The organism is Effusibacillus consociatus (genome assembly GCF_042652925.1).
In the GTDB taxonomy this organism is placed as follows: Bacteria; Bacillota; Bacilli; order Tumebacillales; family Effusibacillaceae; genus Effusibacillus; species Effusibacillus consociatus.
On the sequence record NZ_JBHSHC010000006.1, the window covers coordinates 66,173 to 87,680 of the forward strand.

Annotated in this window: 23 protein-coding genes and 1 other annotated feature; all 23 genes read right to left on the minus strand. The window is 48.3% G+C overall.

The features are described 5' to 3' along the window. Positions 1-19: 19 nt before the first annotated feature. Complete coding sequence (gene rplW / locus ACFO8Q_RS00805; protein WP_380023552.1) at positions 20-313, minus strand: 50S ribosomal protein L23; 294 nt, start codon at positions 311-313, stop codon at positions 20-22. Then, positions 313-936: a 50S ribosomal protein L4 gene (gene rplD / locus ACFO8Q_RS00810; RefSeq protein ID WP_380023553.1), complete on the minus strand. Its 624-nt coding sequence runs from the start codon at positions 934-936 to the stop codon at positions 313-315. Before rplD ends, rplW begins: the two co-directional genes overlap by 1 nt. A gap of 26 nt (positions 937-962) precedes the next feature. Next, positions 963-1,586, minus strand: a complete 624-nt coding sequence (gene rplC, locus ACFO8Q_RS00815; RefSeq protein ID WP_380023556.1) for a 50S ribosomal protein L3 — start codon at positions 1,584-1,586, stop codon at positions 963-965. Positions 1,587-1,687: 101 nt separating this feature from the next. Then, positions 1,688-1,996: a 30S ribosomal protein S10 gene (rpsJ, locus tag ACFO8Q_RS00820; protein WP_380023558.1), complete on the minus strand. Its 309-nt coding sequence runs from the start codon at positions 1,994-1,996 to the stop codon at positions 1,688-1,690. 364 nt (positions 1,997-2,360) lie between these two features. Next, positions 2,361-3,551, minus strand: coding sequence for an elongation factor Tu (gene tuf / locus ACFO8Q_RS00825; protein WP_380023559.1), 1,191 nt, complete (start codon positions 3,549-3,551; stop codon positions 2,361-2,363). A gap of 31 nt (positions 3,552-3,582) precedes the next feature. After that, entirely contained in the window at positions 3,583-5,655 is a 2,073-nt protein-coding gene (fusA, locus tag ACFO8Q_RS00830) for an elongation factor G (RefSeq protein WP_380023560.1), read from the minus strand. A 58-nt stretch (positions 5,656-5,713) separates the two neighbouring features. Beyond that, positions 5,714-6,184 (minus strand): 30S ribosomal protein S7, encoded by a 471-nt coding sequence (gene rpsG, locus ACFO8Q_RS00835; protein ID WP_380023562.1) that lies wholly within the window; start codon positions 6,182-6,184, stop codon positions 5,714-5,716. Positions 6,185-6,225: 41 nt separating this feature from the next. Further along, on the minus strand, positions 6,226-6,645 hold the full coding sequence (gene rpsL / locus ACFO8Q_RS00840; protein ID WP_380023564.1) for a 30S ribosomal protein S12: 420 nt from the start codon (positions 6,643-6,645) through the stop codon (positions 6,226-6,228). 116 nt (positions 6,646-6,761) lie between these two features. Continuing rightward, a complete protein-coding gene (locus ACFO8Q_RS00845; protein ID WP_380023565.1) occupies positions 6,762-7,013 on the minus strand; it encodes a ribosomal L7Ae/L30e/S12e/Gadd45 family protein in 252 nt (83 codons plus the stop codon). A 150-nt stretch (positions 7,014-7,163) separates the two neighbouring features. Then, complete coding sequence (rpoC, locus tag ACFO8Q_RS00850) at positions 7,164-10,802, minus strand: DNA-directed RNA polymerase subunit beta' (RefSeq protein WP_380023566.1); 3,639 nt, start codon at positions 10,800-10,802, stop codon at positions 7,164-7,166. Positions 10,803-10,817: 15 nt separating this feature from the next. Further along, the gene (rpoB, locus tag ACFO8Q_RS00855) at positions 10,818-14,351 is read right to left on the minus strand and encodes a DNA-directed RNA polymerase subunit beta (protein ID WP_380023567.1); all 3,534 of its coding nucleotides are present in this window, start codon (positions 14,349-14,351) and stop codon (positions 10,818-10,820) included. Between the two features lie 300 nt (positions 14,352-14,651). Beyond that, positions 14,652-15,263, minus strand: coding sequence for a class I SAM-dependent methyltransferase (locus tag ACFO8Q_RS00860; RefSeq protein ID WP_380023568.1), 612 nt, complete (start codon positions 15,261-15,263; stop codon positions 14,652-14,654). Between the two features lie 103 nt (positions 15,264-15,366). Then, positions 15,367-15,735 (minus strand): 50S ribosomal protein L7/L12, encoded by a 369-nt coding sequence (rplL, locus tag ACFO8Q_RS00865; protein ID WP_380023569.1) that lies wholly within the window; start codon positions 15,733-15,735, stop codon positions 15,367-15,369. Positions 15,736-15,776: 41 nt separating this feature from the next. After that, the gene (gene rplJ, locus ACFO8Q_RS00870; RefSeq protein ID WP_380023571.1) at positions 15,777-16,271 is read right to left on the minus strand and encodes a 50S ribosomal protein L10; all 495 of its coding nucleotides are present in this window, start codon (positions 16,269-16,271) and stop codon (positions 15,777-15,779) included. A gap of 37 nt (positions 16,272-16,308) precedes the next feature. Then, positions 16,309-16,448: a sequence feature (ribosomal protein L10 leader region), on the minus strand. 55 nt (positions 16,449-16,503) lie between these two features. Further along, on the minus strand, positions 16,504-17,211 hold the full coding sequence (gene rplA / locus ACFO8Q_RS00875) for a 50S ribosomal protein L1 (protein WP_380023574.1): 708 nt from the start codon (positions 17,209-17,211) through the stop codon (positions 16,504-16,506). A gap of 100 nt (positions 17,212-17,311) precedes the next feature. Next, positions 17,312-17,737, minus strand: a complete 426-nt coding sequence (rplK, locus tag ACFO8Q_RS00880) for a 50S ribosomal protein L11 (protein WP_380023576.1) — start codon at positions 17,735-17,737, stop codon at positions 17,312-17,314. A gap of 66 nt (positions 17,738-17,803) precedes the next feature. Continuing rightward, a complete protein-coding gene (nusG, locus tag ACFO8Q_RS00885) occupies positions 17,804-18,337 on the minus strand; it encodes a transcription termination/antitermination protein NusG (protein WP_380023578.1) in 534 nt (177 codons plus the stop codon). 52 nt (positions 18,338-18,389) lie between these two features. Beyond that, entirely contained in the window at positions 18,390-18,587 is a 198-nt protein-coding gene (secE, locus tag ACFO8Q_RS00890; RefSeq protein ID WP_380023580.1) for a preprotein translocase subunit SecE, read from the minus strand. 31 nt (positions 18,588-18,618) lie between these two features. Next, a complete protein-coding gene (gene rpmG, locus ACFO8Q_RS00895) occupies positions 18,619-18,768 on the minus strand; it encodes a 50S ribosomal protein L33 (protein WP_380023582.1) in 150 nt (49 codons plus the stop codon). Positions 18,769-18,935: 167 nt separating this feature from the next. Continuing rightward, entirely contained in the window at positions 18,936-19,565 is a 630-nt protein-coding gene (gene sigH, locus ACFO8Q_RS00900) for an RNA polymerase sporulation sigma factor SigH (RefSeq protein WP_380023616.1), read from the minus strand. Between the two features lie 101 nt (positions 19,566-19,666). Further along, positions 19,667-20,182, minus strand: a complete 516-nt coding sequence (locus ACFO8Q_RS00905) for an NYN domain-containing protein (protein WP_380023584.1) — start codon at positions 20,180-20,182, stop codon at positions 19,667-19,669. Positions 20,183-20,204: 22 nt separating this feature from the next. After that, on the minus strand, positions 20,205-21,083 hold the full coding sequence (gene rlmB, locus ACFO8Q_RS00910; RefSeq protein WP_380023586.1) for a 23S rRNA (guanosine(2251)-2'-O)-methyltransferase RlmB: 879 nt from the start codon (positions 21,081-21,083) through the stop codon (positions 20,205-20,207). Continuing rightward, positions 21,070-21,507, minus strand: coding sequence for a Mini-ribonuclease 3 (locus ACFO8Q_RS00915; protein WP_380023587.1), 438 nt, complete (start codon positions 21,505-21,507; stop codon positions 21,070-21,072). Before ACFO8Q_RS00915 ends, rlmB begins: the two co-directional genes overlap by 14 nt. Position 21,508: the final 1 nt, after the last annotated feature.

Sequence of the window (21,508 nt, forward strand, 5' to 3'; positions counted from 1 at the left end):
CACGTCACTTTAATGGGCCCTATTGTGCTCCTTCAAAGAAGGAGAAAGGCTTCGAATCAGCACTCAAAGTTACAATGGCTTTTTTCCATTCAGATGTCATGCCGACATAACGTCCGACACGCTTCCGCTTACCGGGAACACGAGCCGTGTTAACCTTTGCAACCTTGACACCGAAGATATCTTCAATTGCTTGTTTGATTTCGGTCTTGTTAGCCTTCAGGTCCACTTCAAAAGTGAACTTGTTGTCTTCCATCAATTCCGTGGAGCGCTCGGTAATGACTGGGCGCTTAACGATATCACGTGGATTTTTCATTACGCGAACACCTCCTCCACTTTTGCAATCGCGTCTTTGGTGATTACCAAGGAATCGTGATTGAGCAGGTCATATACACTAATGCCGGTTGCCTTAACGAACTTCACGCCCGGAATGTTGCGAGCAGAGAGTTCTGCATTGGTATTTGTGTCCAAACCCACCACCAGCGCTTTTTTAGCTGCGTTCACGTTGGTTAGGACACGAGCCATTTCCTTTGTCTTTGGAGCATCAAAGTTCAAGGAATCCAGCACAATAATCGCATTCTCGTTTACCTTCGAAGAAAGCGCAGATTTCAGAGCCAAGCGGCGAACTTTCTTCGGAAGCTTATAAGCGTATGAACGCGGAGTCGGCCCAAAAACGGTACCACCACCAACCCATTGCGGAGCGCGAATGGAACCCTGACGAGCACGACCGGTGCCTTTTTGACGCCACGGTTTACGGCCACCGCCTCTTACTTCCGAGCGGTTCTTCACATCGTGCGTACCACGACGGAGACTTGCCAATTGCGCAACCACCGCTTCGTGCAGCACATGCTGATTCGGTTCAATTCCGAAAATGGAATCCGCCAGTTCGATTTCTCCTACTTGCTTACCTTCCATGTTCAAAACAGGAACTTTCGGCATGAAAATTTCCCCCTTTCCTTACGAGATTATTTCCCCGACTTAACAGCCGTCTTAACGGTTACATAAGAATTTTTAGGACCAGGAACCGATCCTTTTACCAACAACAAGTTGCGGTCGGTGTCCACCTTAACAACTTCCAGGTTCTGAACCGTTACGCGCTCTCCACCCATGCGACCGGGAAGAGTTTGACCTTTGAACACGCGGTTCGGGCTGATCGCACCAAGAGAACCGGGTCCACGATGGTAACGGGAACCGTGTGCCATCGGTCCACGAGCTTGGTTATGGCGCTTAATCGCACCCGCAAAACCTTTACCCTTAGAAACGCCGACAACGTCCACTACTTCGCCAGCAGCGAAAACATCCGCCTTCAATACTTGACCCACTTCGTATTGGGCCAGGTCAACTCCGCGGAACTCTCGCACATAACGCTTCGGGGTTGTTCCTGCCTTCGAAGCATGACCAGCTTCAGGCTTATTCGCACGCTTTTTATCTGCAAAGCCGATTTGCACGGCTTCATATCCGTCATTTTGCAATTCTTTCTTTTGAAGAACCACACACGGACCAGCTTCGATAACCGTTACCGGTACAACATTTCCATCTTCAGTAAAGACTTGGGTCATACCCAACTTGCGTCCCAAAATGCCTTTCATATTGCCACCTCCTAATATTCGAATCATTCTCCCCAAAGGCGAAGGGACAGAGGATTCGTCCTGCAAACAAAGCAACTCGGCCGGGTGTATCCCACCTTGTCTTACAATTTGATTTCGATGTCTACGCCAGACGGCAGGTCAAGACGCATAAGCGCATCCACAGTCTGCGGTGTCGGATTGACAATGTCAATCAAACGCTTGTGAGTCCGCATTTCAAACTGTTCACGAGCATCTTTGTATTTGTGCGGCGCACGCAGGATCGTGATCACTTGCTTCTCAGTCGGAAGCGGGATCGGACCTGATACAGAAGCTCCGGAACGCTTGGCTGTGTCAACGATCTTCTCAGCGGAAGTGTCGAGCACCTTATGGTCGAACGCCTTCAAGCGAATGCGGATTTTTTGCTTTGCCATATGAATTCCCTCCTTTATCGCCCCAATATCATGGACATACTCCGCGAAAATTCCCCTGATTGGCCCCGCATATGGCATTTATGACGGTGCTTCAGCAACCTTTCGCATCATCGCAGTCTAAGACCAACAATACGAAATTATACATAAAAATTTAGATAAAAACAATGCTTTTTTCGAGAAATATTATATAAAGAGCAAAAATATTGGATTTGTATTTATCGCGCAGCTCAAAAAACAAAAGAATTTTCAAGTTCAAAGAAAATTTGGCATCCACAAAGTGACTGACACGGATGAATACCCTTTGCATTTTACATTCAAAAACTATAAAAAACCGGGTCTCTCGACCCGGTTAGATTCAATTCAATTACTTCGTGATGGATACCACTACACCAGCACCAACAGTACGACCGCCTTCGCGGATAGCGAAGCGAGTACCTTCTTCGAGAGCGATCGGGGAAATCAGCTCAACGTCCATGGTGATGTTGTCGCCAGGCATAACCATCTCGGTTCCAGCAGGCAATGTGCATACGCCAGTAACGTCGGTAGTACGAACGTAGAATTGGGGACGGTAACCGTTAAAGAACGGAGTGTGACGTCCACCTTCTTCTTTGGTCAAAACGTAAACTTCAGCTTTGAAGTTGGTGTGTGGCTTAATAGAACCCGGCTTAACCAGAACCTGACCACGCTCAATATCTTTACGTTCAACACCGCGGAGCAGAGCACCGATGTTGTCACCAGCTTGAGCGGAATCAAGCAGCTTCCGGAACATTTCAATACCGGTCGCCACAGTCTTGCGAGTTTCTTCAGCAAGACCAACGATTTCTACTTCATCACCCACTTTGAGAGCTCCACGCTCAACACGACCAGTTGCAACAGTACCACGACCAGTGATCGTGAATACGTCTTCCACAGGCATGAGGAACGGCTTGTCAGTTTCACGAGTAGGTTCCGGGATGTAAGAGTCAACAGCTTCCATCAGTTCGTCGATTTTCTTAGCCCATTCGCCATTCGGGTTCTCAAGAGCTTCTTTCGCCGAACCGCGGATTACCGGGATGTCGTCGCCAGGGAATTCGTATTCGGACAGAAGGTCACGAATTTCCATTTCTACGAGATCCAAGAGTTCTTCGTCATCAACCATGTCACACTTGTTCATGAACACAACGATGTATGGAACGCCTACCTGACGGGACAACAGGATGTGTTCACGAGTTTGCGGCATTGGGCCGTCAGCAGCGGATACAACGAGAATTGCGCCGTCCATCTGAGCAGCACCGGTGATCATGTTTTTCACATAGTCAGCGTGTCCCGGGCAGTCAACGTGAGCATAGTGACGGTTAGCAGTTTCGTACTCAACGTGAGCGGTGTTGATGGTAATACCACGCTCGCGCTCTTCCGGAGCTTTGTCAATTGCATCGTAAGCCATCGCTTGTGCTTGACCGCGGCTTGCAAGAACGGTGGTGATTGCAGCAGTCAAAGTGGTTTTACCATGGTCAACGTGACCGATAGTACCAATGTTAACGTGCGGCTTGTTACGTTCAAATTTAGCTTTTGCCATTATGATTCACTCCTCACTTTAATTCAGGGCATTAACCCTTGTTTTTTGTAATAATCTCTTGCGCGATGTTCTTTGGAACTTCTTCATAAGAATGAAATACCATCGAATAGTTCCCGCGACCTTGGGTACGGGAGCGCATAGAGGTTGCGTAACCAAACATCTCGGAAAGTGGTACATAGCCACGGATAACTTGAGCGCCAGCAAGAGCTTCCATACCTTCAATACGTCCGCGACGAGAGTTGATATCCCCCATAATATCGCCCATGTATTCTTCCGGCACAGTTACTTCTACCTTCATGATCGGCTCGAGCAATACCGGATCGGCTTTTAAAGTACCCGCCTTCAACGCCATAGAACCGGCAATTTTAAATGCCATTTCCGAGGAGTCGACATCATGGTACGAACCGTCTACAATGGTAACTTTCATATCGATTAGCGGATATCCCGCGAGGACACCATTTTCCATCGCTTCTTGCACACCTTCATCCACAGCTGGGATGTATTCTCTCGGAACAACACCACCAACGATCTTGTTTTCGAAGATGTATCCTTGTCCGCGCTCGAGTGGTTCAATTTCAAGCCAAACATGACCGTATTGACCTTTACCGCCGGACTGACGGACAAATTTGCCTTCAACTTTGGTCTTGCTCTTAATCGTTTCTTTGTAAGCAACCTGCGGTTTACCTACGTTAGCTTCAACTTTAAACTCACGCTGCAGACGGTCCACAATGATTTCCAAGTGCAATTCGCCCATACCGGAAATAATCGTTTGACCGGTTTCCTGATCCGTATGAGTTCTAAATGTCGGATCTTCTTCCGCCAGCTTGGCAAGCGCAAGACCCATTTTATCTTGGTCAGCTTTCGTTTTCGGTTCGATAGCAACCGAGATAACCGGATCCGGAAACTCCATGGACTCAAGAATTACAACATTCTTTTCGTCACAGAGCGTATCCCCCGTAGTGGTGTCTTTCAAACCTACGGCAGCTGCAATGTCACCGGCATATACAGTAGAAATTTCTTCACGGTGGTTTGCATGCATCTGCAGAATACGACCGATACGTTCACGCTTATTCTTTGTAGAGTTCAATACGTAGGAGCCGGAATTAAGCACACCGGAATAAACCCGGAAGAACGCCAGCTTACCAACGTAAGGATCTGTCATGATTTTAAACGCAAGCGCAGCGAAAGGTTCATTGTCACTGGATGGACGAGTCGTTTCGGTTCCGTCTTCAGTTACACCTTTAATTGCCGGAACATCAACAGGAGCCGGCAGGTAGTCGACAACTGCATCAAGCATAGGTTGAACACCTTTGTTCTTGTAAGAAGAACCACAGAGAACCGGAACGATTTGACCATTAATCGTACCCTTACGAAGAGCTGCCTTGATTTCCTCCAATGTCAACTCTTCACCTTCAAGGTACTTCATCATCAATTCTTCATCCAACTCCGCAACTGCTTCCACAAGCTTCATGCGGTATTCTTCCGCTTGATCCTTCATCTCTTCCGGAATATCACGAGCTTCGGAAACTTTGCCAAGGTCGTCAGTGTAGATGATCGCCTTCATCTCAACGAGATCGACCATGCCAACGAATTGATCCTCGGCACCGATTGGCAATTGAATGGGAACTGCATTCTTTTTCAAGCGATCACGCATTTGGTTAACAGCCCGATAGAAGTCGGCACCGATAATATCCATTTTGTTCACATAAGCAATACGAGGAACCCCATACTTGTCCGCCTGGCGCCATACTGTTTCGGATTGAGGCTCTACGCCACCCTTCGCACAGAATACACCAACCGCTCCGTCAAGCACCCGCAAAGAACGTTCCACCTCAACAGTGAAGTCCACGTGCCCCGGTGTGTCAATGATATTGATTCGATGACCTTTCCATTGAGCTGTTGTAGCCGCAGAGGTAATCGTGATACCACGCTCTTGTTCCTGAACCATCCAGTCCATGGTAGCTGCACCCTCATGCACTTCTCCGATCTTGTGCACCCGTCCGGTATAGAACAGAATACGTTCCGTGGTAGTTGTTTTCCCTGCGTCAATGTGAGCCATGATCCCTATGTTTCGAGTTTTTTCTAACGGAAACTCACGAGCCATTCGATTGCCTCCTTTCTGCGTATAAGTACTGAAGAGGGCCTAACCGGCCCACCGTGTTCTACCAACGATAGTGAGCAAACGCTTTGTTTGCCTCCGCCATCTTGTGGGTATCTTCACGTTTCTTAACAGCAGCCCCTGTGTTGTTGGCTGCATCGAGAATTTCGCTTGCAAGCTTTTCTTGCATGGTCTTCTCCCCACGTTGACGGGAGTAGTTGACCAACCAACGGATACCGAGAGTTGTTCGACGCTCAGGACGAACTTCAACCGGCACCTGGTAGTTCGCACCACCCACCCGGCGAGCTTTAACCTCAAGAACCGGCATGATATTTTTCAGTGCAGCTTCAAATACTTCCATCGGATCTTTGCCCGATTTCTCACGAATGGTTTCGAGAGCATCGTACACGATCTTTTCAGCCACACCTTTCTTGCCGTCTACCATAATCTTATTGATCAGGCGGGACACCATTGTGTTGTTATATACAGGATCAGCAAGAACTTCACGACGAGGTACTGGACCTTTACGCGGCATCAACTTCCCCTCCTTTCGAACCGGATTTAAACGATAGAATATTAAGATTTAGCTTTCGGACGCTTCGCACCGTACTTCGAGCGACCCTGCATGCGATCCTTCACGCCAGCGGTATCAAGCGCACCGCGAACGATATGATAGCGAACACCCGGAAGGTCCTTCACACGACCACCACGAACAAGAACCACAGAGTGTTCTTGCAGGTTGTGACCGATCCCCGGAATGTAAGCTGTTACTTCGATTCCGTTTGTCAAACGCACACGCGCATATTTACGCAGAGCGGAGTTAGGTTTCTTCGGAGTCATCGTTCCAACACGGGTACATACCCCGCGTTTTTGAGGAGACGATTGATCGGTTTGTTCCTTTTCAAAGCTGTTGTAGCCTTTTTGGAGAGCCGGAGCAGTCGACTTTTTCTCAACTACCTTACGGCTTTTCCGAACCAACTGATTAATTGTCGGCATCAATCTACACCCCCTTCCACATTCTCAAGCCCACAGAGCCTGGTGGTTCATCAACAATCAAATAAATAACAGCCGAAATGATACGGTCGTGAGAAACCGCCTAACGATTTCAACTGTTAGTCTTGCAGGATCGCTGCAGCAGCAGCTCCCACTTCTATTCCACAGACCCTTCCAAGTTGCTTCATGGAATCCACCCAGAAAACCGGAGTCTTCTTGGCTTCACATAGATGGACAATCCGTTCTACGATCTTTTTGTCCGCATCTTTCGCAACAAACACTTCTCTCGCTGCAGATTGCTCCAGGGCCTTCGTTGTCTGATTCGTGCCAATAGCAACGTTTTTGGCACTACGAATGCGCTCATATGGCATTCGACAACCCCCTTTTTGAACAAAATGCGTTAAGGACTGTGAGCACACTAAATCATTCTATCAGCCTAAACTGACCATGTCAATAAATTCACTGCATGTTAAAAAAAGAAATTTATGCTCGGCGGGATCTTATCCCGCCGAGATTTTTCTTTACTCAACTACCGTTTCCACTTCTCGCTCTACTTCCGCATCTTCACCTGCAGCAGATTCCACTTCCAATTCCACTTCGCCTTCCAGTTTGATGTTGCGATAACGCGACATTCCCGTACCGGCAGGAATCAATTTTCCGATAATCACGTTTTCCTTCAATCCGAGCAAGCGATCTACCTTGCCTTTAATTGCAGCTTCCGTGAGGACCCTCGTGGTTTCCTGGAACGAAGCGGCAGACAGGAAGGAATCTGTTTCCAGTGATGCTTTCGTAATACCTAGCAAAGCAGGACGGCCTACCGCAGGTTCATTACCTTCGAGCAGCGCTTTCAAGTTTGCTTCTTCGAACTCATGAATGTCAACATACGTACCCGGCAGCAGCTCGGTATCCCCATTTTCAAGTACGCGAATCTTACGAAGCATCTGGCGAACCATAACTTCAATATGCTTATCGTTGATATCTACACCCTGCAAACGATAAACACGTTGCACTTCACGCAGAAGATAGTTCTGAACTCCGCGGATTCCCTTAACTTTAAGCATGTCTTTCGGATCAACTGAACCCTCGGTCAATTCGTCCCCAGCTTCCACTTTCTGGCCGACAACCACTCGAATTCGGGAGCCATACGGAACCGGATAAACTTTCGTTTCCGCTTCACTTGTAATTTCAATCTCCCGCTTATCCTTTACCTCACGGATATCGGTTACTTCCCCATCCATTTCGGTGATGATGGCCTGCCCTTTCGGATTCCGGGCCTCGAAAAGCTCCTGGATTCGCGGCAAACCTTGAGTAATGTCATCACCCGCAACACCACCGGTGTGGAAGGTACGCATTGTCAACTGGGTACCCGGTTCACCAATCGATTGAGCGGCAATAATACCCACGGCTTCACCAATCTCAACCATCTTACCGGTTGCAAGGTTGCGTCCGTAACATTTGATGCAAACACCGTGTTTCGTACGACAGGAGAGTACAGAACGGATACGCACTTTGCTAATTCCAGCTTCTATGATTTTACGGGCAATTTCGTCGGTAATCAGTTCATTTTTCCGAACGAAAACCTCACCCGTTTCCGGATGTTTCACCGTCTCAAACGCCATTCGACCGTTAATGCGGTCAAACAGATCTTCGATAATCTCTTTCCCGTCACGGATCTCATCGACAACAATCCCCTTGTCGGTGCCACAATCAATTTGACGTACAATTACGTCTTGCGCAACGTCAACAAGCCGTCGGGTCAAATAACCCGAGTCCGCGGTACGGAGCGCCGTGTCGGCAAGACCTTTACGGGCACCGTGCGTGGAAATAAAGTACTCCAATACGGTCAAACCTTCACGGAAGTTGGATTTAATCGGCAGCTCGATGATTCGACCGGACGGGTTGGCCATAAGACCACGCATCCCTGCCAGCTGGGTAATCTGAGATACGTTACCGCGAGCCCCGGAATTGGCCATCATATAGATCGGGTTTAAGCGATTGAGCGACTTCATCAGCACTTCGGTAATCTGATCTTTCGCCTTGCTCCAGATCGTGATAACCCTGTCATACCGTTCGTCATCCGTAATCAATCCACGACGGTATTGGTTCGTAACTGTTGCAACCTTCTGTTCCGCTTCGGACAAAATCTCTTTCTTGGCTTCAGGCACCGTGATGTCAGCAACGGAAATTGTAATTCCCGCTTTGGTTGAGTATGAGAACCCGAGCGCTTTGATTTTATCGAGAATTTCAGCCGTTTGAGTGGTACCGTACCGGTTGAATACCTCAGAAATAATCGTTCCAAGGAATCCTTTAACGACTGCATTCTGTACGGGAAGCTCCTGTACACGAGCCCTGACGTCAGCACCCTTTTCCAGGATGAAAAATTCATCAGGCACACCCGTCAGCAGATTCTTCTTATCGCCGACATTGATGTACGGAAAATCTTTTGGGAAGATCTCATTAAAGATGATCTTTCCGATTGTGGTGATCAACAATCCCTGTTCCTGCTCAGGCGTAAAGGTCGTCTTGCCAAGCGATTTTACCGGAATGCAAACGCGGGTATGAAGCCCTAACCGCTCGGATTGATAAGCAAGAATCGCTTCATGCGGCGTGGCAAAAATTCGCCCTTCTCCTTCGTTGCCCGGTCGGTCGACCGTGAGATAATAAGATCCCAAAACCATATCCTGAGTAGGCGTAACGACCGGCTTTCCGTCCTTCGGATTCAGAATGTTATGAGCAGCCAGCATCAACAAACGGGCTTCCGCCTGAGCTTCCGCAGACAGGGGAACGTGAACCGCCATTTGGTCTCCGTCAAAATCGGCATTGTACGCAGTACATACCAGCGGATGCAATTTGATTGCCCGACCTTCCACGAGAACCGGCTCGAATGCCTGGATGCCTAAACGGTGCAAGGTAGGAGCACGGTTTAACAGGACAGGATGCTCGCGAATCACTTCTTCAAGAACATCCCATACTTCAGGGGATACTCGTTCCACTTTGCGTTTTGCGGACTTAATGTTATGGGCAAGCCCTTTTGCAACCAGTTCCTTCATCACAAACGGCTTAAACAACTCCAGCGCCATTTCTTTCGGAAGACCACACTGGTACATCCTCAAATGCGGACCTACCACGATAACGGAACGACCGGAATAGTCGACCCGTTTCCCGAGCAGGTTTTGCCGGAAACGTCCTTGCTTCCCTTTAAGCATATGGGAGAGCGACTTGAGCGGACGGTTCCCCGGCCCTGTGACAGGGCGGCCGCGGCGACCGTTATCGATCAGGGCGTCGACCGCTTCCTGCAGCATCCGCTTTTCGTTCTGAACGATAATGTCAGGGGCGCCGAGGTCCAATAACCGCTTCAAACGGTTGTTCCGGTTGATCACCCGGCGGTATAAATCATTCAGGTCGGAAGTAGCAAACCGTCCCCCATCAAGCTGAACCATGGGGCGCAGTTCAGGAGGAATTACCGGCAGAACATCCAGAATCATCCACTCAGGATGGTTTCCGGACATCCGGAAAGCTTCAAGCACTTCCAAACGCTTAATAGCGCGGTTGCGTCTTTGTCCCTGCGCAGTTTTGAGCTCTTCTTTCAGCAGATCGACTTCTTTTTCCAAGTCGATGTCAAGCAGAAGCTTTTTGATTGCTTCTGCACCCATGCCCGCTTGAAATGCATACCCGTATTTTTCACGATGTGCACGAAATTCCTTCTCAGAGAGAAGCTGCTTCTTCTCCAGAGGGGTATCGCCGGGATCTGTGACCACGTACGATGCGAAGTAAATCACTTCTTCCAAGGCCCGCGGAGACATGTCTAGAATCAGACCCATACGGCTCGGTATTCCCTTGAAGAACCAGATATGAGAGACGGGGGCAGCAAGCTCAATGTGCCCCATCCGCTCACGACGTACCTTTGCTCGGGTTACCTCAACGCCGCAACGGTCACACACAACACCCTTGTAGCGAACCCTCTTATATTTTCCGCAATGACATTCCCAGTCGCGGGTTGGTCCGAAAATCTTCTCACAGAAGAGACCTTCTTTTTCAGGTTTCAACGTCCGATAGTTGATGGTCTCGGGTTTCTTGACTTCTCCATGGGACCAGGAGCGAATTTTCTCAGGAGATGCCAACCCGATTTTCATGTACTCGAAATTATTTACGTCTAACAAAGGGCCTTACCTCCCTTAATCTTCGTTTACTTCTCGTGCTTCCAGGTTCAGATTCAGCTTTTCTCCCGAATCATCGTCATCGTCTATTTCGCGCATAACGATTTCCTGTTCGTCCTCCGACAAGATCTTCACATCCATACCCAGGGATTGAAGTTCTTTGATCAAGACCTTAAACGACTCAGGAACACCCGGTTCAGGGACGTTTTCACCTTTCACAATCGCTTCATATGTCTTCACACGACCAATAACGTCATCAGACTTGACCGTAAGAATTTCTTGTAACGTGTAGGCTGCGCCATATGCTTCAAGCGCCCACACTTCCATCTCTCCGAAACGCTGTCCGCCAAATTGCGCTTTTCCGCCTAACGGCTGCTGGGTTACAAGCGAGTACGGACCTGTGGAACGAGCATGGATTTTGTCGTCCACCAGGTGGTGCAGTTTCAGCATATACATCACGCCAACCGTTACCCGATTCTCAAACGGTTCACCGGTCCGGCCATCATAGAGCACATGCTTGCCATCCCTCGCAAGGCCCGCTTCTTCCAGCGTATTGAACACGTCGTCTTCCGACGCACCGTCGAACACCGGCGTAGCCACATGAATACCAAGTGAACGAGCCGCCATGCCCAAGTGCACTTCAAGCACCTGACCGATATTCATCCGGGACGGAACGCCCAAAGGATTCAGAACGACTTGGACCGGGGTACCATCTTCAAGGAACGGCATATCTTCTTCCGGCATAATCCGGGCAACGACACCCTTGTTACCGTGGCGCCCCGCCATCTTGTCTCCTTCGGAAATCTTACGTTTTTGCGCAATGTAAACACGAACGAGCTGGTTTACACCCGGAGGCAGTTCGTCTCCGTTTTCACGGGTAAATACTTTCACGTCAACGATAATACCCGCACCGCCGTTCGGAACGCGTACGGAGGTATCACGCACTTCGCGGGCTTTTTCACCAAAGATCGCATGCAATAAGCGTTCCTCGGCGGTCAGTTCCGTCACACCTTTAGGAGTCACTTTACCAACCAAAATGTCACCCGCGTTCACCTCGGCACCAATCCGGATAATTCCTCGCTCATCAAGATTCTTGAGGGCATCTTCGCCCACGTTTGGAATATCACGGGTAATCTCTTCCGGCCCAAGCTTCGTATCACGCGCCTCCGCCTCATATTCCTCGATATGAATGGAGGTATAGACATCTTCCTTCACAAGCTTCTCGGACAGAAGAATCGCGTCCTCGTAGTTGTACCCTTCCCATGTCATGAAGGCAACCACCACGTTCTTCCCAATCGCCATTTCACCTTGGTCAGTAGCCGGTCCGTCAGCGATAATATCGCCTTTCTTGACGACATCTCCACTTCTTACGATCGGTCGCTGGTTGATGCAGGTGCCTTGATTAGAACGGGAAAATTTCAGCAATTTGTATTTGTGCAGATTCCCTCTTACAACCTTCTGGTCAACCTCTTGCTGCTCCCGAATCCAGATTTCGCTGGCATCGACCCGTTCCACGATACCGTCGACCTTGCTCACAACAGCTGCGCCAGAATCCTTGGCTGATTTATGTTCCAAACCGGTGCCGACAAAAGGCGCACTCGGAATCAAGAGAGGAACCGCTTGTCGCTGCATGTTGGATCCCATCAACGCCCGGTTCGCGTCGTCGTTCTCAAGGAACGGAATCAAAGCTGTAGCCACGGATACCACCTGTTTGGGTGAAACGTCTACATAATCAACGCGATCCGGCGGCACGATAAGAGTCTCTTCTTTATATCGGACAATTACAGAGTCGTCCAGGATATTGCCTTCTTCATCCAACCGTACGCTCGCTTGCCCGATTACATAGTTGTCTTCTTCATCGGCTGTAAGGTAATGAATTGTGTTGGTTACTCGGCCGGTCTCCGGGTCAACTCGGCGGTAAGGAGTCTCGATAAATCCGAACTCATTGATCCTCGCATAGGTAGATAACGAGTTGATCAAACCGATGTTCGGTCCTTCCGGCGTCTCGATCGGACACATTCTTCCATAGTGGGAGTGGTGGACGTCACGAACTTCAAAGCCCGCCCGTTCACGAGTCAAGCCACCAGGCCCCAGTGCGGACAAACGACGTTTATGGGTCAATTCGGCCAGAGGGTTGGTTTGATCCATAAATTGAGACAACTGGCTGGAACCAAAAAACTCTTTAATTGCGGCAATCACAGGTCGAATGTTGATCAATGCCTGTGGAGTAATTGCGTTTGCATCCTGAATGGACATCCGCTCTCGCACTACCCGCTCCATCCTGGAAAGCCCAATCCGGAACTGGTTCTGAAGCAATTCGCCAACAGAACGGAGACGACGGTTTCCAAGATGGTCAATGTCATCCGTAGAACCTACTCCATGCAGGAGATTCATAAAGTAGGAAATCGACGCGATGATATCGGATGCGGTAATATGCTTAGTGTTTTTATCAACACCCGCATTGCCGATGACCTTAATTACTTTTCCTTCCTCATAAGGAGAATAGATCTTTACCTCTTGAAGAAGGATTTCCTCTTCGGCTACAACGCCGGAAGTCGATTTGTATTCGACAAAGTTAACCGATTCTTCAAGCACGGGCAAAATCCGGTCAAGCAAACGGCGATCTATGATTTGACCCGCTTCCGCAATTACCTCACCCGTATTGCGATCAACCAACGCCTCGGCAAGACGCTGATTCAACAACCGGTTTTTGATATGAAGCTTCTTGTTAATCTTATATCGACCCACATTGGCCAGATCGTAACGCTTCGGGTCAAAGAAGCGGGAGATCAAAAGGCTGCGGGCATTCTCCAGTGTAGGAGGTTCCCCGGGACGAAGACGTTCATAGATTTCCAACAATGCTTTTTCTGCGGAATCCGTATTGTCTTTATCCAATGTGTTGCGGAGATAATCGCTTTCACCGAGCAGATCGATAATCTCTGCATCGGTAGAAAAGCCTAGTGCGCGCAAAAGAACCGTCACCGGAATCTTTCTTGTGCGGTCAATCCGAACATACACAATATCTTTAGCGTCTGTCTCCAATTCGAGCCAGGCGCCGCGATTGGGAATCACAGTTGCAGTGTAGGCTTTTTTGCCGTTCTTGTCAGTTTTCGTATTGAAGTACACGCTTGGAGAACGAACCAACTGGCTGACAATAACGCGTTCGGCACCATTAATAATGAAGGTTCCCGTTTCGGTCATCAGCGGGAAATCCCCCATGAAGACTTCCTGTTCTTTTACTTCGCCCGTTTCGCGATTAATCAGACGGACTTTGACTCGCAAAGGAGCCGCAAATGTTACATCGCGCTCTTTTGATTCTTCCACATCGTACTTGGGCTCCCCCAAGCTGTAATCAATGAACTCCAGCACTAAATTCCCTGTGAAATCCTGAATAGGAGATATTTCTTGGAACATCTCCTTCAATCCTTCATCCAGGAACCATTGATACGATTTCTGCTGGATCTCAATAAGGTTTGGCAGCTCCATCACTTCTTTGATCCGAGCGTATGTGCGACGTTGCCGCCGACCATACTGAACAAGTTGTCCCTGCAAAACTGTCACCCCTCACCATTATGGTCGCCTAATAATTGTATTCCAGATAGGAAAAAGCCCGAATAAAAAACATACCTCCCGACACGGAGTATCGGGATGATATAAGATAGATTCGAGCTTCAAAAGCACAGAAATGGTTACTCTATTCCTTTTGACCAAAAATTATGCGAAATATTCATATGTAACCAATCTATACACATAATGTCTTTACGCATTTTCTTACGATACCATACCAAAAAACGCTTGTCAACGGTAGTTAAAGAAAACTTTTCATTTGTCAAGTCTTGACTTAGGAAAAAGTCATACGAAACTTTTCGGCTTTTTACAGCAGAAAATACGATAGCCTGCATCTTTCGCCTTATCTTGCACATCTTCAAACAATTCTTCCAGTTTTTTTCGTGCTGACGGAGCACCCTGTTTCTTTTGAATGACCACCCAAAGTTCGCCCCGTGGAGTCAGCCTCCTGCCGGCTTCTTCAAATATTTGATGAACCACAGCTTTGCCGGCACGAATGGGCGGATTGGTGAAAATACGGTCAAAATCCTTTTCTGCTACCTGCTCGAACAGGTTGCTCACACGAACTTCAGCATTTTGCACCGCATTTTGAGTCAGATTCTTTCGGGCAAGTTCTACTGCCCGTTCATTGATGTCAATCATGAGTACGGATCCATTGACAGCCAGTTTAGCCGCTGTTATCCCAATCGGCCCGTAACCGCAGCCGACATCCAAAACCCGGTCCTTTTCCGAAATTTCCATTGTTTCTATCAACAACGCGCTCCCAAAATCGATTCCGCCCTTGGAAAAAACCCCTGCATCCGTCCAGAACTCGAGGTTGAACCCGCGTAATTTTTGGCGGATTAAACGCAGGTCATGGCCGACCACAGGTTGATTGGAAAAATAATGGTCAACCAATCGCCATCATCCTTTCACAAATTCAGCTTTTACCATTATAACGAAACGAATTGGAAAAAACAAAAGGGCCGTTCTTTCGAACAGCCCTTTTCTCAAAAGATCATTACTTAATTTCAACAGAAGCGCCAGCTTCTTCAAGTTTAGCTTTGATCGCTTCGGCATCTTCTTTGGAAGTCTTTTCTTTGATTGCCTTCGGAGCGTTGTCAGCAATTTCTTTAGCTTCCTTCAGGCCGAGACCGGTAACTTCACGGATTACCTTGATAACGTTGATCTTGGAAGCACCAGGGCTTGCAAGGATAACGTCAAATTCAGTTTGCTCTTCAACAGCGGCACCTGCACCAGCAGCTCCACCAGCTACAACTACCGGAGCTGCAGCAGTTACGCCAAATTCTTCTTCAATAGCTTTTACAAGATCGTTCAGTTCAAGAACGGACATGCCTTTAATCGCTTCAATAATTTGCTCTTTCGACATGGATTGTACCTCCCCAATGGAATGTAAATAGTATTTTGGTGTTACGCTTGTTCTTTTTGGTCAGCGATTTGCTTAACCGCGTATGCGAAGTTCCGCATCGGAGCTTGCAATACGCTGAGGAACATAGAGATAAGACCTTCACGGGACGGCAAGGTAGCCAACGCAGTGACTTCGTCAAGACTCACTACACGACCTTCCACCACACCCGCTTTGATTTCCAACGCTTTGTGCGTCTTGGCAAAATCGTTCAGGATTTTAGCCGGTGCCACTACATCCTCATAAGAAAATGCAATTGCAGTCGGACCTGTCAGATGCGCATCAAGCTCTGTCAATCCCAATTCTGCGGTAGCACGGCGCGTCATTGTGTTTTTCAACACTTTGAATTCGATGCCGGCTTCGCGAAGCGTTTTCCGCAACTCGGTAACTTCCGCGACAGTGAGTCCACGGTAGTCGGCTACGATCGTACTCTTGCTGTCACGCAATTTCTGCGAGATTTCCTGCACTAATTGCGCTTTTTCTTCACGGATTCCCATCATTACACCTCCCTGGCTTGCGCATGGATGCGCTGATGCCGTTACAATTAAAAGAGCCCCCGCAGACAAAACGAGGACTCGGAACATGCGTAAAACATCTATCACGTTCACAACCTCGGCAGGCTGTATCATTAAGTGCTTGCGCACGCCTGCTGTCTACGGTTCGTCAATTTCAGTTGTTATCACACGATTGACATCATACCACTTTCACGGCCAGATGTCAAAACGGGAAATCTTACTTGCCAGCTTCCGGCGTCAACTTAGCCAAGTTTACCTTTACGCCAGGTCCCATCGTGGAACTCACAGTGATGTTCCGGATGTATTGACCTTTCGCAGCAGCCGGCTTAGCTTTTTGCAGTGTGTCGATCAACACATAGAAGTTGTCCAGCAGCTTTCCTTCGTCGAATGATACTTTCCCGATCGGAGCATGGATGTTACCAGCCTTGTCGGTACGGTATTCAATCTTACCAGACTTGATTTCATCGACAGCTTTTTTGATATCGAAAGTAACTGTACCGGTTTTCGGGTTTGGCATTAAGCCCTTCGGACCGAGAACACGACCCAGTTTACCTACGGATGCCATCATGTCAGGTGTTGCCACAACAACATCAAAGTCAAACCAACCTTGGTTGATCTTATTGATGAGATCCTCATCACCTACATAGTCAGCACCAGCAGCTTCCGCCTCTTTCGCCTTTTCACCTTTAGCGAAAACAAGCACGCGCGGAACTTTGCCGGTACCATGCGGCAATACAACCGCACCGCGTAGTTGTTGATCCGCTTTCTTCACATCTACACCAAGACGAACTGCAACTTCAACAGTTTCATCGAACTTGGCGCTTGCAGCTTTCTTTACCAAAGCTACCGCTTCGGACACATCATAAACAGTGTCTTTGTCGATCAGCTTGGAAGCTTCTGCATACTTCTTCCCATTCTTAGCCATTTACGCTTCCTCCTTTGTGGTTATAACGGTTGGAGACCTCCCACGAATAAAGGTTGGATTCATCCAACCCATCGACAACGGCACCCAGCGTGCCATTTCATCAGTCTTCGATAACAATACCCATGGAACGAGCGGTACCTTCAACCATGCGCATAGCAGCTTCAACGCTCGCTGCGTTCAGGTCAGGCATCTTGGTCTCTGCAATTTCGCGAACCTTAGCACGCTTCAGTCTAGCAACCTTTTTCTTGTTCGGTTCACCGGAAGCAGTTTCAATTCCAGCCGCTTTCTTGAGCAGAACAGCTGCCGGAGGAGTTTTTGTTTCAAAAGTGAAGGAACGATCTTCATACACGGTGATCACAACAGGAATGATCAAACCACCCTGATCTGCCGTACGTGCATTAAACTCCTTACAGAAACCCATGATGTTAACCCCAGCTTGACCAAGTGCCGGACCAACCGGCGGTGCAGGGGTGGCTTTACCAGCAGGAATCTGAAGCTTCACAAGTTTGATTACTTTCTTAGCCACAACATCCACCTCCTTCTCATAATGTGGTCAGACGGGCCAAAGCCCTCCCACGTCAAACAGGCACTATTATAACTTCTCTACTTGCGAAAAATCAAGTTCGAGCGGGGTTTCACGGCCAAACATGGAGACAAGAACTTTAAGCTTCTGTTTATCTGGATGTATTTCTTCCACGCTGCCCACAAAATTGGCGAACGGCCCCTCAACTACGCGAACCGCTTCTTTCAGGGAGAAATCGATCTTGGCTTTTGTTTCATCCACGCCCATTTGCCGCAAAATGGCTCGAACCTCATGAGGCATGAGAGGAGTCGGCTTAGAACCGGATCCGGCTGATCCCACAAACCCGGTTACCCCAGGCGTATTACGGACAACATACCAAGAATCGTCCGTCATGATCATCTCGACAAGCACATAACCCGGAAAGACTTTTCGCATAACAGCTTTTTTCTTCCCGTTTTTAACTTCCATCTCCTCTTCCATCGGAACCAGGACCCGGAAAATCTTGTCTTGCATCTCCATTGACTGAACGCGTTTTTCCAGATTCGTTTTTACTTTGTTCTCATAACCGGAATAGGTATGAACCACATACCAATGCTTTTCCATGTTTTCCATTCAGTTGAGGGCGGTTGCCCTTCCCCCCTAATCATATAGTTGCCTATCGACCCAAACCCAATAATTGCAGCAATTCGCTGACCCCAAGATCGAACAGGAAAATCACAATCGCCATAATCACGCAAGTTGTAAGCACAACCGCTGTATACGACAACAATTCCTTGCGATTCGGCCAACGAACTCTTTTAAGTTCTCCCCAACCTTCTCGAAAGAAGGAGAAAACTCCAGCCATCTTCTTCATACGGTTTCCCTCGTTTCAGATCACGAAAGCCTTAACGAGTTTCGCGATGAAGGGTGTGATGGTTACAGAACTTACAGTACTTCTTCAGTTCGATGCGATCCGGGTTCGTCTTTTTATTTTTCTTTGTAATATAGTTGCGCTGTTTGCAATCTGTGCAAGCCAACGTTACCGCTATACGCATCATGACACCTCCCACAGGTACTTCTACTCTTTTAAATTAAAACGGGCACGCCCAAAGTGACAGCCACAGATGATGGGGCTGTTGTCCACTTTGGTTTCCGTTTCTATGGATACCTAAATTAATTTAGCATATGAGGTATCCGATGTCAACTAAAGAAAAACCCGGGCTTAATTGACATCCCGGATTTCCAAGTATCTCTCAAGTTTTCTTTTCACTCTTTGCAGGGCATTATCTATCGATTTTACATGGCGTTTCAGATCAACCGCAATCTCTTGATAGGAACGACCATCCAAGTAAAGCATTAACACTTTCCGCTCCAAATCGCTAAGTATTTCCCCCATTTTTAGCTCTATGTCAACAAACTCCTCCTGATTGATGAGCAATTCCTCAGGATCGGACACACGCGACCCGCAGATCACATCCAGCAAGGTACGGTCGGAATCTTCATCGTAAATGGGCTTGTCCAGAGAAACATAGGAATTGAGGGGGATATGTTTCTGTCGAGTGGCAGTTTTAATCGCGGTAATAATTTGACGAGTGATGCAAAGTTCTGCGAATGCTTTAAAAGAAGTTAGTTTATCATCACGATAATCCCGTATCGACTTGTAGAGACCAATCATGCCTTCTTGCACTATATCTTCCCGATCCGCACCGATCAAGAAATAGGAACGGGCCTTCGCTTTCACGAAATTCTTGTATTTGTTGATCAAATACTCAAGCGCTTCGTCGTTGCCTTCCCTAACCGCTTCAACCAGGTCCTCGTCCGATAATTCATCAAGATCTTTAACCACTTCCATGTCCTGCACATAAAGATTAGATGACAAAGCCTATCCCTCCGACCCGGCAGCACTAAAAACATAAACCAATTATACTTTATGTAATCTTAAGGGGTCAATTGTTAATCTATGTCTTTTCTCCTCCATTTTTCGAATATTTCTGCGACTTCCTCATTCAATTGATCACCTAGAGTATTTCTTTTCTTTTCCAGCTTATCGACTTCTTTCCGGATTGATTTTCGAGCCTCGATCACTCGTTGCTCCAGTTCCCGAGCCGATATGCGGAGGGCTCCCTCGCCAAACGTTACCTGCTGCTCAACAAGGTCCGAAGTTGCAACATAGATATGGGAAGTCCTTTTTTCCATCTCATGGACAAACCGTTCGATCATCTCATCAGCAGTCTCGTCTTCCTTGGAAAAATAGACTTGCACTTTCCCGGATTGGTACTGTTTGCGAGCGCCTGCAGCCAGGTGCGCATCAAAGACAACGATTACTTCCATTCCGGTAAAGCTTTGAAACTCTGTTAAAATCCCCACAAGCTGGTCACGGGCAAGTTCGAGACTCTCTTTTTTCGACTCTGCCAATTGGGACCATGCCCCGATAATGTTGTACCCGTCAACGATTAAAACCTCTCTCATGCTTTGGCAACCGTCGGAGTTTTTACTTTTTGACACCGCGTTGGTGCACTGCTTCATAAAGCAATACACCCGCCGCAACGCCCGCATTTAATGATTGGACCTTGCCGATCATGGGGAGCCGCACGAGATAGTCACATCTCTTTTTCACCACTTCGCCAAGTCCCTTGCCTTCGTTGCCGATTACCATTACAATCGGACCGGTCATATCCACCTGATAATACATGTTCTTCGCACCCACGTCCGTTCCGATTACCCAGTACCCGGCTTTTTTCAGAGTTTCAAGTGTCTGCGAAATATTTGTCACCCTTGCGACCGGGATATGTTCGATAGCCCCGGCAGAGGCTTTTGCCACAGTAGCCGTCAAAGGAACCGCCCGGCGTTTCGGGATCACAACACCATGAGCACCCACCCCGTCCGCAGTACGAATAATCGATCCCAAATTGTGGGGATCTTCGATTTCGTCAAGCACCACAATTAAGCCTGGACGCGGCGATTTATCTGCAGCTTGCAGAATCACATCCAGTTCCACGTAATCTTTGGCAGCCAGATATGCGATTACACCTTGATGATTGCGGGTAACGGCGATCGTATCTATTTTGGCTTTTGGAACCCGCTGCACAACGATTCCACGTTCCTTCGCCCGGGCGAGTATTTCGGTTGCCGAACCGCCTTCCACCCCTTCGCCGATCAGGATTTTATTCAGTTCCCGGCCGCTTTTGAGTGCTTCAAGCACAGGATGCCGTCCCTCCAGTTGCTCACCCGTATCGGCGGCAGGAGTCTGCTCCTCTCTTTGCGGATTCCGCAGTTTCCCGCGCTCCGGTTGAACTGCACGTTTCCCCCCGCGGGTATTGTCACGAACCGCTGTTCTGCTCCGCGGTTTTGTCCGTTCAGTTTTTCTCATTTCGATCACCCTTTCGTAATTTCGAATCAACGAACTCGATTGCTGCGGCCGCCAGTTCCCGCAACCGGTCGTGATCGCCCCGCAAAAACAGATACCCCAGCAAACTCTCAAACCCTGTACTGTGCCGGTAGTCAATCACATCTGCGTTTTTTGGCACCGTACCGGATTTCGCATTCCTTCCTCTGCGGACCACACCCGCTTCTTCTTCGGTTAAATCCTTCGACAGAAAATGGATAATATCGGCCTGCGACTTTGCCTTCACATAATGAACAGAGGCTTTTTGCAGCCTGTGCGGCCTTAATTCTCCCATGGCGAGCAAATGCTGACGAACGAACAGCTCCCAAACGGCATCGCCCAGATATGCAAGCGCCAAGGCGGGCATTTCCTGAGGAGGACGAATCAATTCCGTTCTCATTTCCTCCATC

What these genes read in the sequence shown, in the direction of transcription:
- rplW (WP_380023552.1), bottom strand. Translation starts at nt 313, where the DNA reads ATGAAAAATCCACGTGATATCGTTAAGCGCCCAGTCATTACCGAGCGC.
- rplD (WP_380023553.1), bottom strand. Translation starts at nt 936, where the DNA reads ATGCCGAAAGTTCCTGTTTTGAACATGGAAGGTAAGCAAGTAGGAGAA.
- rplC (WP_380023556.1), bottom strand. Translation starts at nt 1,586, where the DNA reads ATGAAAGGCATTTTGGGACGCAAGTTGGGTATGACCCAAGTCTTTACT.
- rpsJ (WP_380023558.1), bottom strand. Translation starts at nt 1,996, where the DNA reads ATGGCAAAGCAAAAAATCCGCATTCGCTTGAAGGCGTTCGACCATAAG.
- tuf (WP_380023559.1), bottom strand. Translation starts at nt 3,551, where the DNA reads ATGGCAAAAGCTAAATTTGAACGTAACAAGCCGCACGTTAACATTGGT.
- fusA (WP_380023560.1), bottom strand. Translation starts at nt 5,655, where the DNA reads ATGGCTCGTGAGTTTCCGTTAGAAAAAACTCGAAACATAGGGATCATG.
- rpsG (WP_380023562.1), bottom strand. Translation starts at nt 6,184, where the DNA reads ATGCCGCGTAAAGGTCCAGTACCTCGTCGTGAAGTTCTTGCTGATCCT.
- rpsL (WP_380023564.1), bottom strand. Translation starts at nt 6,645, where the DNA reads ATGCCGACAATTAATCAGTTGGTTCGGAAAAGCCGTAAGGTAGTTGAG.
- ACFO8Q_RS00845 (WP_380023565.1), bottom strand. Translation starts at nt 7,013, where the DNA reads ATGCCATATGAGCGCATTCGTAGTGCCAAAAACGTTGCTATTGGCACG.
- rplL (WP_380023569.1), bottom strand. Translation starts at nt 15,735, where the DNA reads ATGTCGAAAGAGCAAATTATTGAAGCGATTAAAGGCATGTCCGTTCTT.
- rplJ (WP_380023571.1), bottom strand. Translation starts at nt 16,271, where the DNA reads ATGATGGGAATCCGTGAAGAAAAAGCGCAATTAGTGCAGGAAATCTCG.
- rplA (WP_380023574.1), bottom strand. Translation starts at nt 17,211, where the DNA reads ATGGCTAAGAATGGGAAGAAGTATGCAGAAGCTTCCAAGCTGATCGAC.
- nusG (WP_380023578.1), bottom strand. Translation starts at nt 18,337, where the DNA reads ATGGAAAAGCATTGGTATGTGGTTCATACCTATTCCGGTTATGAGAAC.
- secE (WP_380023580.1), bottom strand. Translation starts at nt 18,587, where the DNA reads ATGAAGAAGATGGCTGGAGTTTTCTCCTTCTTTCGAGAAGGTTGGGGA.
- rpmG (WP_380023582.1), bottom strand. Translation starts at nt 18,768, where the DNA reads ATGCGTATAGCGGTAACGTTGGCTTGCACAGATTGCAAACAGCGCAAC.
- sigH (WP_380023616.1), bottom strand. Translation starts at nt 19,565, where the DNA reads ATGGAAGTGGTTAAAGATCTTGATGAATTATCGGACGAGGACCTGGTT.
- ACFO8Q_RS00905 (WP_380023584.1), bottom strand. Translation starts at nt 20,182, where the DNA reads ATGAGAGAGGTTTTAATCGTTGACGGGTACAACATTATCGGGGCATGG.
- rlmB (WP_380023586.1), bottom strand. Translation starts at nt 21,083, where the DNA reads ATGAGAAAAACTGAACGGACAAAACCGCGGAGCAGAACAGCGGTTCGT.
- ACFO8Q_RS00915 (WP_380023587.1), bottom strand. Translation starts at nt 21,507, where the DNA reads ATGGAGGAAATGAGAACGGAATTGATTCGTCCTCCTCAGGAAATGCCC.